The following is a 12,159-nucleotide window of genomic DNA, read 5'->3' on the forward strand; positions in this document are numbered from 1 at the left end:
AACTTATGGGGCTGAAACCTGGGGAGCCACTGAGCAATGGCGAATACCGCCATGGGTCAGGGGTCCCGGACGGGGCGCATTATAAAGGAAGCACAGGCCTATTCATACTTGGACCGAGGTCCTATCCCGGAGTGGGCTGATTTAATACGAGGCAATGAATGACGAAATGGGATGTAGTGGTGGTTGGTGCTGCCCAGGCCGGTTGTGCTGCCGCCTGGGACCTGGCAGCGGCGGGGCGGCGTGTGCTGGTCCTGTCACGGCCTGCCGGACAGGGGAAACCCTGCGCTGGCGGGGTGACGGCAAAGACCCTGAATCGCTACCGCTTCTCCATCGCACCTGTTGTCCGTGAAGTGGTGTCCACACTCTGGGTCGGGCGCTTTCCTGCCAACAGCCAGGTGCTGCACGCACCAAGCCCTTTTTGTGTGATGACCGAACGGGCCGAACTGGATGCGTTCTGCCGGCAACAGGCACGGCATCAGGGAGCCAGCTTTGTGGAAACTCGAGGGATTGCGTCCCTGCGGCAGGATGGTCGCTCTGTAATGCTGACTACTCGTGAGGGAGAGCGCTTTCATGCTGAGGCACTGATTGCCGCCGACGGTGCCCACAGCCCGGTGCGCAAATTGTTGGGGGAGCGCCGTTATGCCGGCGCCGTGGCCATCGAGGGGCGTGTACCTCGAGATCGGCTCTCTCGCTATCCGGGTATGACACTGGATTTTGCGGCAATCAAGGGAGGCTACGGCTGGCTTTTCCCCAAGGGAGATCACGTCAACGTCGGTCTTTACGTGTGGCGTCAGGGTATTGCCTCCCCGAGCCGTGAGCAGCTTGATCGCTACAGTCGGCAACGGCTGGGCGCCTGTCCCTCGGGGGTTCAGGGCTACCCGCTCGGCACCTGGCTGCCTCGGGCCCGTTTGTGTCAGGGCAGAATCCTGTTTGCCGGTGATGCGGCCGGTTGTACCGAAGCGTTGCTGGGTGAGGGGATTTATGGCGCCGTTCTCAGCGGCCAGCTGGCTGCCCAGGCAATTCTTGCCGGGCAATTGGCGAGCTACCCCTGGTGGCTGGCGGGTTGGCAGGAAGAGGTGATGACCGTGGAGAAGCTGGCGCGGGTCTTCTACCCGTTAATGCCTCTGTCCACCCGTATGCTACAGGGCAACCTGGGGGAGACCCTGGTGGAGGGGTTTGCCAAAGGGCTTACCCTGGGGCAATGCAAGCGCCGCTGGCGCGGCGCGTCAATCGTCGGGGGATAACGCGCTACCTTGTTGTTCCCGGTAGTGCACCGGGGTGACACCGAACCAACGCTTGAAAGCCCGGTTGAAAGCGCTTTGTTCCGAATAGCCCAGATCCAGGGCGATCTGGTTCACCGAGCGGTCGCTGTGCAATAACCAGTCACAGGCCAGGCGGCGACGTTCGTCTTCCAGCAGGCTGGAAAAATCCGTGTTCTCTGAACGCAGCTGGCGGCGCAGGGTCCAGGGCTTGATGCCCAATTGGTCGGCAATAGGCTCCAGTTGCGGGACACCCTGCTGCAGACGTTTCTGAATCTCCAGGCGCACCTGTTCCAGCAGATTGTCGCGGGCATGGTACTGGGTGACCGCCCGCTGCATGCGAGAACGTGCCACCTTGTGCATCTCCGGGTCCGCATCGCGCAGGGGCAGGTCCAGTAAACCGGCGTCCAGTACGATGGCATTCAGGGGCTGCTCGAAGGCTACCTCACAGCGGAAGATTCGCTGGTATTCCTGCTCATCGCCCTGTGGTGGGTGACGAAACAGTACCTTGGTCGGCGACATTTCCTTGCCGATAAGCCAGCGGCCGTAAGTGATGGCGCCGGCGAAGTTGGCATCTATACGAGTCGGATAAGTGGCCAGGTCTTCCAGGTCGCTTTCCCAGATCAGCCACAAGGACTTGTCGCGCCACTCGAAGCGCAGCTGGGCACATTCGCTGGTGACCTTGGTAAAGGGGATCATCAGCTCGATGGCGTCACCGAGGGTGGCGCTAGACATGCTGGCATAGCCAAGCTCACCCATGAAGCGCGGGCGGATGCCTTCGCCCATGTGCAAGCCGAAAAGCGGGTCTCCGCTCTCCTCGATGGCCTGCTTGAGTAGCTGGTTCTCTACCGACATGGCAATGCGGGATTGGGGGTTTTCCAGATCGTCGTTGCTGATGCCCAAATCCACTAGCGCACCACTCAGATCGACACCGGCACGCAGGGCTGCATCCAGCAGGAATTCAAGCCAGAAAGGGGCGACGGTACGTAATTTCAGTGAAGAGGACAGGCTGGCGGACATCTTGGCTCGCGTATTTTTTGTTATCTCTTGGATGCACTAGATAACGAGAGGCGAGCGGCGAAGTCAACGGTTCAGGTGAGACAAAGCGGGGGGCAGGGGCGGCGTGGCCGCCCCTGAGGGGGGCAAAGAAGGATTATTTGGCTTCTTTGGCCAGTTTGTTGACCTTGCGGGTCAGGGAGGCCAGCTTCTTGTTCAGGGCTTCCACTTCATCACGGGTGGGCAGACCCAGAGCAGAGGCAACCTTACCGCGCACTTCGTCCAGCTGGGACGGCTGCTTTTTGGCTGCCGTTTTCTTCTGCGGTTTGCTCTGGGCTTTCTGGCGCTTCTCACCAGTTTTAACCAGGGTCTGGAACAGCTCGTTGCCGTTTTCTTCCAGACGGGTGTAGGCACCACGCACGGCGGTGTTCAGTTTTTCCAGAGCCGCTTTGGCTTCGGTGGTAACTTGTTCATAGCGCTCGTTGAGTTGCTCGATCGTAGCGTTGCTCATGGGGGGCTTCCCTCCTAGAAAAAATGGATTAGCAAAGCCCTCTGGCGGTGGCTGCGAGGGCGTGAACAAGTGTAAGTCAGGATTCTGACAGTGTCGTTAATGTTGTCTAACAATTAAACATGAGGTTTGGCCTACTCATCAGTAGGTAATTTGCTAAGGTCTACACCCAGCCTTTGCAGTAGCTACCATCGTGGCTTCTGGCCAATCATTGCCTGACGGAAAACGCACGGGGGCAGGGCAAGGCTGTCAGACAGAAATCAGAAAAGGATCCATCCATGTCAGCAGTGATTCGCCAGGGCCGCTACCAGGGACTGAGCCGTAACAGTGTCACCGAATACAGAGGCATCCCGTTTGCCTTGCCGCCGCTGGGTGAGCATCGTTTCAAGGCGCCCCGGCCTTTGCCGAACAGTGATAACGCGGTAACCGCTGACCAATATCCCCAGCCTTCACTGCAGATGAAGAACCCACTGATGGGTGTCCACGAGTCCAGCGAAGACTGCCTGTATCTGAATATCTGGGTGCCTGAAGGGGAGGGGCCCTTTCCGGTGATGGTCTGGTTCCATGGCGGCGCCTACCTGGCCGGTTCCATTTCCCAGCCGTTGTACAACGGTGCGGAACTGGCCCGCAGCCAGCGGGTCGTGGTAGTGAATGCGGCCTACCGGTTGGGTGCCATGGGCTTTGCGGATTTCTCATCGGTGGCGCCGGAGCTGCAGGCGGACACCAATCTGGGGTTGCGTGATCAGCTGGCGGCGCTGGAATGGGTGCAGGAAAACATCCATGGCTTTGCCGGTGACGCCAGCCGGGTCACCATATTCGGGGAGTCCGCCGGTGGCTTCAGTGTCTGCGCCTTGCTGGCATGCCCACGGGCGGCGCCGCTGTTCCACGCAGCCATTGTTCAGTCCGGCGCGGCGGATTTTGTCCTGGCCCCGGAGCAGGTTCGCAAGGTTACCGATGCCTTTGTGGCGGCGCTGCCAGGCGAAGGCAGTGCCGCAGAGAAGCTCCGTGACAGCGCCCATAAAGACTGGATCAAGGCCCAGAACCAGGCGGTAAAAGTGCTGGTGGACCGGGGACTGCGTAGCACCACGCCACAGTTCGCGATGAACTTTCTGCCCATGGTGGATGGTGATCTGTTGCCGCAGTTACCGATTGACGCCATTGCCGCCGGTGCGGCTGCGGACAAGCGACTGTTGGCCGGTGTCTGTCAGGATGAATACCACTTCTTCCAATATGCTGGCGTGCTGGCCGGTACGGTAAAAATGGACTCCCTGCGCGAGGTGGATGACCAGGAAATCCAGCGCCGGTTCGAGCGGGGACTGCCGGACAATGGCGCCCGGGCATTTGATTATTACCGCACTACCGTAACGCCGGACCCCCGTCGCAGTCCGCTGGATGTGTTTTCGGCGATGGAATCCGATCGTCTGTTCCGGGTGCCTACGGTGCGTTTGCTGGATGCCCAGAGCTGCCACAACCCGGATTGTTGGGGCTTCCAGTTTACCTGGCAGAGCGAACCTTTTGGGCTGGCGCTGGGTGCCTGCCATGTGGTGGATGTGCCCTTCGTGTTTGGGGTCACCGATACTCCAGCGGGGATGTACTTCACCGGCGGTGGTGATGCTGCCAAAGCGCTTTCCCGCCAGGTGCAGGATGCCTGGGGCGCGTTTGCCCACGGCGATGGCCCGGGCTGGCAGGGCTGGTCCGCCCGGCGGCAGGTGCGTCAGCTTGGCCCCGGAGAGGAGATGGCCGGCTTGCTGGATGAGGCTGCCGAGGCCCTCTGGGCGTCGATCATTCCAGTGCCGGAGTGAGCGGATAGTGTCCGATCGCCGGACATTTCTCAGGATTAACCAAAGCGCGTAGAATACCGCCCCCCGCGCGGCGCCAGTGCCGCGCTATACTGGTTTTGATCTGCGAAACGTCCAAGTGCGTGAGTAGAGAGTGGTGAGTGCCATGAGCGTAGCAACATTGATCGAGCGCAAGGTTTCCGAGGCCGTTCCTGTGGCACATTTGGTCCTGGAAAACGAAAGCCACAAGCACAGTGTGCCGCCCAATTCGGAAACCCACTTCAAGCTGGTGCTGGTGAGTGATGCCTTTGACGGCATGCTGCCGGTACGTCGCCACCAGATGCTCTACAAGGTACTGGCCGACGAGCTGGCGGGGCCGGTACATGCGTTGGCGCTGCACACCTATACCGTGGCGGAGTGGCAGGCCAAGGGCGGTGAAGTCAGTGCATCCCCTGACTGTCTTGGTGGCAGCAAGCACGATCCGGAGTTCAAGGCGTGAGTCAGCATAAAGTGGAAAGATCGGACAGCATTGTCGTTGCTGCCCTGTACAAGTTTGTCCGTCTGGACGATTTCGAGCAGTTGCGAGAGCCACTGCTGGCGCTGATGCTTGCACAGAATGTGCGCGGCACCCTGTTACTGGCCAATGAGGGGATCAATGGCACCATCGCCGGGCCCCGGGCCGGCATCGATGCGGTGCTTGGCTGGCTCCGTGACGATCCGCGCCTGGCAGATCTGGAGCACAAGGAATCCTTCCACGACGAGCATCCCTTCCTGCGTACCAAGGTCAAGCTCAAGAAGGAAATCGTCACCATGGGCGTCGAGGGTATTGATCCCAACCGTACCGTGGGCACCTACCTGAGTCCGGAAGAATGGAACGCTGTGATCAGCGATCCGGAGACCATCCTGATCGATACCCGTAACGATTACGAAGTGGAAGTGGGCACCTTCAAGGGCGCCATCAACCCGGAAACCCGCACCTTCCGGGAATTCCCCGATTATGTGAAGGACACCCTGGACCCGGCCAAACACAAGAAAGTAGCCATGTTCTGTACCGGCGGGATTCGTTGTGAAAAATCCACCGCTTACCTGAAAGAGCAGGGCTTTGAAGAGGTCTATCACCTGAAGGGTGGCATCCTCAAATACCTGGAGGAAATGCCCAGGGAAGACTCCCTGTGGGAAGGCGAATGTTTTGTCTTCGACGAGCGGGTTACCGTTGACCACGATCTCAATCCTGGCGAGTTTGACCAGTGCCACGCTTGCCGTCGGCCGATCAGTGATGAGGAAAAGGCATCGGAAAAATTCCAGCTGGGCGTGTCCTGTCCCAAGTGCTACGACGAATCGTCACCGGAACAGAAGGCGCGTTTTGCCGAGCGCCAGAAGCAGATCGAACTGGCCCGCGCCCGTGGCCGCCAGCATCGTGGCCAGAATCCCCGCAAGCCGTCCTGAGTGATCCAGTTTCGAGACACGAGTGACGAGTAGCGAAGAGCAAAAAGCTTGTTTTCGTTACTCGCTACTCGTACCTCGCTCCTGTTGTAGGAGACCAGTTTCCGGTACGGATCACCAATAGTGCCGCCCGGCGTGATGACATAGACTGGGCCCTGCCAGGTCATCGTCGTGGAGCCTCCATGAAGTGTTTGTTTGCCAGCCTGCTGTTGATGGTTGTCACCATCGCGGCTGCTGAGCCCGTGCAGATTGCTGTCGCTGCCAATTTTTCCTCCCCGCTGAAACAACTGGTCGCGCAGTATCGCCAGCATAACCCCCGGGCGGATATTCAGATCACCGTGGGTTCCAGCGGAAAACTGGCGGCGCAGATCCGACAGGGGGCGCCCTACGATATTTTCCTTGCCGCAGATGCTCGGCGGCCGCAGGAGCTGGCGTCGGAAGGGCTGATACTGGCTGGCACTGTGCGCACCTATGCCATTGGCAGGTTGGTGTTGTGGTCCCCGGGCGCCGGCGAGGTACTCGATGGTCAATCGCTGGTAGCCGGTATGGTCACTCCAGTGGCCATGGCCAACCCGCGTACCGCGCCCTATGGGGAGGCCGCTCAGGCAGTTCTGGAACGATTTCCGCTGCCGGATTCGGTGATTTTGGTAAAGGCGGAGAACGTAGGGCAGAGCTATCATTTTGCCCACAGCGGCGCCGCCGAGGCGGCCTTTGTGGCACTGAGTCAGATACGAGGGCAGGGGGGGCGACAATGGCGTATCCCTGAGGTTTTTTATCCGCCCATCCTTCAGCAGGCAGGTTTGCTGACAGATGCGCCCGCAACTCACCATTTTTATGATTTTCTGTTTTCTGCCGAGGCCCAGGCGATGATTCGTGAGCTGGGTTACCGTACCGATGAGGTCGCCGATAATGTTGAATGATGGCGACTGGCTGGCCCTGTGGGTCAGCATCAAACTGGCGCTGGTCACCACCGTCATCCTGCTGATGGTATGTACGCCGTTGGCCTGGTGGCTGGCCCGTCGTCGTTTGCCCGGCCAGGCGCTGCTGGAGGCCTTGCTGGCGCTGCCGCTGGTACTGCCGCCATCTGTGCTGGGTTTTTATTTGTTGATCGGGCTGGGACCGAATGGGCCGGGTGGCTGGCTGGCGCAATGGGGCGATGTTCGTTCCCTGGCGTTCAGCTTTACCGGTCTGGTGATTGGCTCGCTGGTCTATTCGCTGCCGTTTGTCCTGCAACCCCTCAAGAATGCCTTCGCAGCCATTGAGCCTCGCCAGCTGGATATGGCAGCGGTGTCTGGTGCCCGACCCATGGACCGCTTCTTTTCGTTGGTGATTCCCCAGGCCCGTCAGGGCTATGCCACTGCGGCCATTCTCGGTATTGCCCACACCCTGGGAGAATTCGGTGTGGTGCTGATGATTGGCGGTAGCCTGGCGGGGGAAACCCGAGTGGCCTCTGTGGCGCTTTATGAGCATGTGGAGGCAGGGGACTACGCCAATGCCCACCGGCTGGCCGCCGTGCTGTTGGTGGCCTCGGTGCTGATGCTGTGGGCCCTGTTTCGCTGGCAACGCAAGCAGAGCACGGGGGTGATGCCATGAGCTTGGCATTCTCCCTGTCCGGACAGGTGGGGCAGTGTCGCCTGCAGGTGCAGGCACAGCTTCCGGCCACGGGGGTGACCGTGCTGTTTGGTCCTTCCGGTTCCGGTAAAAGCACGCTGCTGCGGATGCTCGCGGGCCTTCAGGATTGTGATGGCGAGGTTCGCTTCGGTGAGCAGTTATGGCAAACCGATGAGGTCAAGCTACCGCCCTGGGAGCGCCCCCTGGGCATGATGTTTCAGGCGCCGACCCTGTTCCGGCATTTGAGTGTACGCGGCAATCTGACCTACGTGATGAAGCGCCGGGGAAAGGCAGGGGATCTGAACAGGGTGGTCAACCAGACGCGAATCGATGCTTTGCTGGATCGTTCCGTGACGACACTGTCCGGTGGTGAGGCCCAACGGGTGGCACTGGCCCGAGCGCTACTGGCGGGGCCGGAACTGCTGTTACTGGATGAGCCCCTGTCCGCCCTGGATCACGGTCACAAGCAGGAACTGCTGGGCATGGTCAGCGAGATTGCCAGGCAGGTGCCGGTGATCTACGTTACTCATGATCTGGATGAGTTACTGACCCTGTCGCGGCAGGTCTGGCTGATGGAGCAGGGCCGTATCGTGGCCAGCGGCAAGGCCCATGAGGAGCTGGCCCGGCTGGATGGTCCGCTGGCACAGCGGGGCGATGCCACCGCCTTGCTGTACGGCGAGCTGGGGGATTATGACAGCCACGATCATTTGCAGGCGGTGACTGTTGCGCAGCAGACCTTCTGGCTGCCGGCGGCCCAGCCGGTGGCGGGCGATGAACCGGTGCGCCTCCGTATTGCCGCCCGGGATGTGAGTCTGTGTCGCCAGGCGCCGCAGGATTCCAGCATCCTCAATATCCATCCGGTGCAGGTGGCGGGGCTGCGTGAAGTGGGGCCGGGGCAGGCGGTAGTGCAATTGGTCCTGGGCGATCAACGCCTGCTGGCCCGCATCTCCAGCCGCTCCGCCCGGGAGCTGGAAGTGTTTCCCGGTACCCAGCTCTATGCACAGGTGAAGGCGGTGGCGTTGGGGTGAGGTCAAAGCTTCAAGCTACAAGCTACAAGCTACAAGCTACAAGCTACAAGCTACAAGCTACAAGCTACAAGCTACAAGCTACAAGCTACAAGCTACAAGCTACAAGCTACAAGCTACAAGCTACAAGCTACAAGCTACAAGCTACAAGCTACAAGCTACAAGCTACAAGCTACAACGCGGCTCAATAATGTTGGTATTTGAAACGCAAGAGGCCGCGCCCGAGTCCTGGGCGCGGCCTCTTGCGTTGGAAACACTACATTCGTTTCTCGTGTTGTAGCTTGAGGCTTGTAGCTTGCAGCTGTTCAAGCTGCCGCCTTCTCCCCTCTCCCTTGCACCCTTCCTCTTCACACCCTGCCTGGCTGCGCCAGTCTTCGGCCAGGCCGAAGCGGAGTTCGCCGGTGGTGATGGTGCTGGTGCCGGAGAAGAAGAACATGGTCACGGTGATGACCTGCAGGCTGAGGATGACGCCCGGTGTCCACAGGGCGCCCAGCCCGGCAGCCAGATCCGGGGCAAGGCCGGCATGGGCAGGTAGCGCCAGGCTGATGGCAATGCCATAGAGCGCGGCCAGTAGTGCCATCAGTTGGTAGACGGAGAACAGCTTGCTGCCGCCTCGATAATCTGCCCGCAGTGTCTCGGAATACACCCGCCACAACTGGCTGCTCACCAGACTCAGGGCAAAGGCCAGTGCAAATTGCCGATGGAAAAACAGGGCGCTGCAGAGCAGGGCCAGGGCGGTATAAATCACGCAGGTCACCGCCTGGATAGGAATGACTTTTACCGCTTCCATTTCCCCGGCAAAGGCGATCTTCTTGGTCTTGCCGATAAAGACATGATTAAGGGTACAGAACAGGCGCTGGGCCCACCGTGGTGAGCGATTCAGTGCCTTGCCGTAACAGCAGCCGAAGCTGATGCAGGCCAGCCGGCCGATGCCTTCACCCAGCACATAGGCAATGGACATGGCCGCCAGCATGGGCAGAATCGGCAGGGCCGTGTCCCACCAGCGCTGGCTGGCCAGGTCCGCCAGCCAGAGAAAAAGCGGGGCGATGATAATGCCCACAAAGCTGGCGCCGCCCACGGTAAAACCATGGCGGTTTTTCTCCACCACAGTGGCAATTATCTTGGCCGCAGGCAGGCAAATGGCCAGCACTCCCAACGTTAGCAGCAAGGCAGTACCAAGGGCTACGCCAGCGGAGGCGGTGAGCAGAATGAAGGCGGCAACGCCGAGCCCGCCGGCAATGCCGGTAAATAACCCATAGAAAGTCAGGTTCAGGCCTTGCCAGGAGCCATCGCTGTTTTTCTTCAGGGGTAGCGAGGCGACGAATTGCCAGCGTTCTTCCGGCAGGTGATGGAAGAGAAAGCGAAAGCTCACCCCGAAGACCAGGGTGCACCCTAACAAAAACAGATCCGCAGCCATCTGCTAGCTCCTCAACGGTGGCGTCGATTGTCAGGATGGTTATGGATCGGTGCGGAGGAATGACAGGGGGGTTACGATTGTGTGAAAGAGGAGGGGACTAACCTGGCAGGCATGCTGCGTGCTTTTTGCTAGTCCCGATTGCGAAGAAAACACTCCGCGGCTTGCACGATCAGTTCAGTGACGGAGCGGTCCTCCATCAGAGCCTGCATTTTCAGGCGCTTGTGCAGATCGGCGGGGATATCAGCTGTGAGGCGGCGGTAGCCGTCGCGAACGGCACCCGGGCGCTGCGGCTTCGCGGCTTTCTTCGGAGCAGGTTTGCGCGCGGCGCCATTGCGCTTGCGGGGGCGTTGCTGCTCTTCAATAGTGACGAAATCGATCTGTTCCATGGGTGCTGCAATGAGGCCGGCGAAGACAGTCGCCAGATTACTGGAAAGTGCTGCAAATAGACAGGATTGACAGTTAATTTTATAGTGCAAAACCTTGATTAAAAAAGCGTTGTCGCAAAGGTGACGATAAAAAAACAGGGGTTGGGGGAGACAATGGAAAATGTGGATGTCCTGATCATCGGCAGCGGCTTCGGCGGCTCGGTGATGGCCTGCCGGATGGCGGAGAAGGGAAGCCGGGTGGTGGTGCTGGAAAGGGGGCGGCGTTGGTTGCCGGAGGATTACCCTTCGGTATCCCAGCGAGACTGGCTGTGGGATGAAAAGGAACCGGAAAAACAGAACGGTTGGATTGATTTCCGCTATTTCGGCGACATGAGTATCGCCATGGGTGCCGGTGTTGGCGGTGGTTCCCTGATCTATGCCAACGTCAGCATCGAAGCCAGGCCGGAGGCATTCGCGCAAGGCTGGCCCGAGGCCATCGACTACGCCACGCTCAAGCCCCATTACGATACCACCGGTGTCATGCTCAATGTGCAGGAGTTGCCGGCCAATCAATGGACACCACGTACGCACCTGATGAAAGAGGGGGCAGACGCGGTGGGGGCCGGTGACCGGTTTCGTATTGTTCCCCAGGCGATCACCTTTGATCCGGAGTGGAGCCCGGAGCGCGATGACCCGTATGACTATGGCCACAGCCGATCCTGGGTGAATCCACAGGGCAAGACCCAGGGCACCTGTGTGCATTGCGGTAATTGCGATCTGGGTTGCCCGGTGCAAGCCAAGAACACCCTGGATATGAATTACCTGGCAGCGGCGGAGAACGCCGGTGCCGATGTTCGCCCCCTGCATCATGTGCGTACCATTCGCGCTCTGGATGGCGGTGGCTATGAGGTGCTGGCCCGGGACCTGGATAGCCATTGCTGGCGACGGTTCAAGGCAGAGAAGGTGATCGTGGCTGCCGGTTCCATGGGCTCCACGGAACTGCTGTTGCGCTGTCGGGATCAATACAAGACCCTGCCGAAACTGAGTCGCAAGCTGGGCCACAACTGGTCCTGCAATGGTGACTTTGCCACGATGGCATTCTATGACGAGCGACGGGTTTCTCCCACTCGGGGCCCCACCATTACCAGTGCCATCGATTACCTGGATGGCTCCGATGGTGGCGCACGGTATTTTGTGGAAGACGGTGGCGTGCCGGATATTCTCGGTAGCTGGATGGAGCGGCTGGGGAAGAATTCCCGTTTTGCCGGCACCCGGCTGGGAGCGGCCATGCTCGAATACGGTGACAGCAGTGATCCCTTTGCGAAGATGATGCCCTGGTTCGGGCAAGCCATGGACGACCCCGGTGGTCGTTTCTATCTGGGCCGACGCTGGTACTGGCCCTGGAAGAAAGACCGGTTGAAGCTGGAATGGGATTACCGCAAGGCGGAAAAGGCAGTACAGGGCCTGGCGGACCGGCACCTGGCGCTGACCGCCGCCACCGGGGGGGAACCCATGACCCCTGCTACCTGGACCTGGTTCAAGGATCTGGTCACCCCGCACCCGCTAGGGGGCTGCAATATGGCCGATTCTGTGGAGCAGGGTGTGGTAGACCACCGGGGGGAAGTGTTCAACTATCCCAATCTGTTTGTGGTTGATGGTGCCATGGTGCCTCGTGCATTGGGCCTGAATCCGTCGCGCACCATTGCTGCGCTGGCTGAATACGCCGCCAGTGAAATGGCGTGACGGCGGCTTCAAGC

Annotated in this window: 12 protein-coding genes; 8 read left to right on the forward strand and 4 right to left on the reverse strand. The window is 59.9% G+C overall.

Going from position 1 to position 12,159, the window contains the following annotated elements; all coding sequences use genetic code 11:
* Window positions 1-158 precede the first annotated feature (158 nt).
* Window positions 159-1,244, forward strand: a complete 1,086-nt coding sequence (locus KZ772_RS02525) for a geranylgeranyl reductase family protein (RefSeq protein ID WP_290538318.1) — start codon at window positions 159-161, stop codon at window positions 1,242-1,244.
* Here the strand turns inward: KZ772_RS02525 and KZ772_RS02530 are convergent.
* Together KZ772_RS02530 and KZ772_RS02535 are read right to left on the reverse strand one after the other, a co-directional pair.
* Entirely contained in the window at window positions 1,227-2,279 is a 1,053-nt protein-coding gene (locus tag KZ772_RS02530; RefSeq protein ID WP_290538319.1) for an AraC family transcriptional regulator, read from the reverse strand. The genes KZ772_RS02525 and KZ772_RS02530 overlap by 18 nt on opposite strands.
* A gap of 133 nt (window positions 2,280-2,412) precedes the next feature.
* Window positions 2,413-2,766 (reverse strand): poly(hydroxyalkanoate) granule-associated protein, encoded by a 354-nt coding sequence (locus tag KZ772_RS02535; RefSeq protein ID WP_290538320.1) that lies wholly within the window; start codon window positions 2,764-2,766, stop codon window positions 2,413-2,415.
* A 275-nt stretch (window positions 2,767-3,041) separates the two neighbouring features.
* Here KZ772_RS02535 and KZ772_RS02540 point away from each other — a divergent pair, with 275 nt between their 5' ends.
* The 6 genes from KZ772_RS02540 (at window position 3,042) to modC (ending at window position 8,623) form a co-directional block, all read left to right on the forward strand.
* Complete coding sequence (locus tag KZ772_RS02540; RefSeq protein ID WP_290538321.1) at window positions 3,042-4,565, forward strand: carboxylesterase family protein; 1,524 nt, start codon at window positions 3,042-3,044, stop codon at window positions 4,563-4,565.
* 142 nt (window positions 4,566-4,707) lie between these two features.
* Window positions 4,708-5,040 carry a BolA/IbaG family iron-sulfur metabolism protein gene (locus tag KZ772_RS02545; protein ID WP_290538322.1) on the forward strand — a complete coding sequence of 111 codons (333 nt, stop codon included), beginning with the start codon at window positions 4,708-4,710 and terminating at the stop codon, window positions 5,038-5,040.
* Window positions 5,037-5,987 (forward strand): rhodanese-related sulfurtransferase, encoded by a 951-nt coding sequence (locus KZ772_RS02550; RefSeq protein ID WP_290538323.1) that lies wholly within the window; start codon window positions 5,037-5,039, stop codon window positions 5,985-5,987. The genes KZ772_RS02545 and KZ772_RS02550 overlap by 4 nt, the downstream gene beginning before the upstream one ends.
* Before the next feature lie 179 nt (window positions 5,988-6,166).
* Window positions 6,167-6,904, forward strand: coding sequence for a molybdate ABC transporter substrate-binding protein (gene modA, locus KZ772_RS02555; protein ID WP_290538324.1), 738 nt, complete (start codon window positions 6,167-6,169; stop codon window positions 6,902-6,904).
* The gene (gene modB / locus KZ772_RS02560; protein WP_290538325.1) at window positions 6,894-7,577 is read left to right on the forward strand and encodes a molybdate ABC transporter permease subunit; all 684 of its coding nucleotides are present in this window, start codon (window positions 6,894-6,896) and stop codon (window positions 7,575-7,577) included. The genes modA and modB overlap by 11 nt, the downstream gene beginning before the upstream one ends.
* Window positions 7,574-8,623 (forward strand): molybdenum ABC transporter ATP-binding protein, encoded by a 1,050-nt coding sequence (gene modC, locus KZ772_RS02565; protein ID WP_290538326.1) that lies wholly within the window; start codon window positions 7,574-7,576, stop codon window positions 8,621-8,623. Before modB ends, modC begins: the two co-directional genes overlap by 4 nt.
* Before the next feature lie 253 nt (window positions 8,624-8,876).
* Here the strand turns inward: modC and KZ772_RS02570 are convergent, their stop codons facing one another.
* Window positions 8,877-10,037, reverse strand: a complete 1,161-nt coding sequence (locus KZ772_RS02570; RefSeq protein ID WP_290538327.1) for a prolipoprotein diacylglyceryl transferase family protein — start codon at window positions 10,035-10,037, stop codon at window positions 8,877-8,879.
* Between the two features lie 128 nt (window positions 10,038-10,165).
* Complete coding sequence (locus KZ772_RS02575) at window positions 10,166-10,423, reverse strand: hypothetical protein (RefSeq protein WP_290538328.1); 258 nt, start codon at window positions 10,421-10,423, stop codon at window positions 10,166-10,168.
* A gap of 153 nt (window positions 10,424-10,576) precedes the next feature.
* Here KZ772_RS02575 and KZ772_RS02580 point away from each other — a divergent pair, with 153 nt between their 5' ends.
* Window positions 10,577-12,145 carry a GMC family oxidoreductase gene (locus tag KZ772_RS02580; protein WP_290538329.1) on the forward strand — a complete coding sequence of 523 codons (1,569 nt, stop codon included), beginning with the start codon at window positions 10,577-10,579 and terminating at the stop codon, window positions 12,143-12,145.
* Window positions 12,146-12,159: the final 14 nt, after the last annotated feature.

The organism is Alcanivorax sp., assembly GCF_019431375.1.
GTDB lineage: Bacteria > Pseudomonadota > Gammaproteobacteria > Pseudomonadales > Alcanivoracaceae > Alcanivorax > Alcanivorax jadensis_A.

Coding starts and splice junctions, on each gene's coding strand:
- KZ772_RS02545 (WP_290538322.1), top strand. CDS start 4,708: ATGAGCGTAGCAACATTGATCGAGCGCAAGGTTTCCGAGGCCGTTCCT.
- KZ772_RS02535 (WP_290538320.1), bottom strand. CDS start 2,766: ATGAGCAACGCTACGATCGAGCAACTCAACGAGCGCTATGAACAAGTT.
- modA (WP_290538324.1), top strand. CDS start 6,167: ATGAAGTGTTTGTTTGCCAGCCTGCTGTTGATGGTTGTCACCATCGCG.
- KZ772_RS02525 (WP_290538318.1), top strand. CDS start 159: ATGACGAAATGGGATGTAGTGGTGGTTGGTGCTGCCCAGGCCGGTTGT.
- KZ772_RS02530 (WP_290538319.1), bottom strand. CDS start 2,279: ATGTCCGCCAGCCTGTCCTCTTCACTGAAATTACGTACCGTCGCCCCT.
- modB (WP_290538325.1), top strand. CDS start 6,894: ATGTTGAATGATGGCGACTGGCTGGCCCTGTGGGTCAGCATCAAACTG.
- KZ772_RS02575 (WP_290538328.1), bottom strand. CDS start 10,423: ATGGAACAGATCGATTTCGTCACTATTGAAGAGCAGCAACGCCCCCGC.
- KZ772_RS02580 (WP_290538329.1), top strand. CDS start 10,577: ATGGAAAATGTGGATGTCCTGATCATCGGCAGCGGCTTCGGCGGCTCG.
- modC (WP_290538326.1), top strand. CDS start 7,574: ATGAGCTTGGCATTCTCCCTGTCCGGACAGGTGGGGCAGTGTCGCCTG.
- KZ772_RS02570 (WP_290538327.1), bottom strand. CDS start 10,037: ATGGCTGCGGATCTGTTTTTGTTAGGGTGCACCCTGGTCTTCGGGGTG.
- KZ772_RS02540 (WP_290538321.1), top strand. CDS start 3,042: ATGTCAGCAGTGATTCGCCAGGGCCGCTACCAGGGACTGAGCCGTAAC.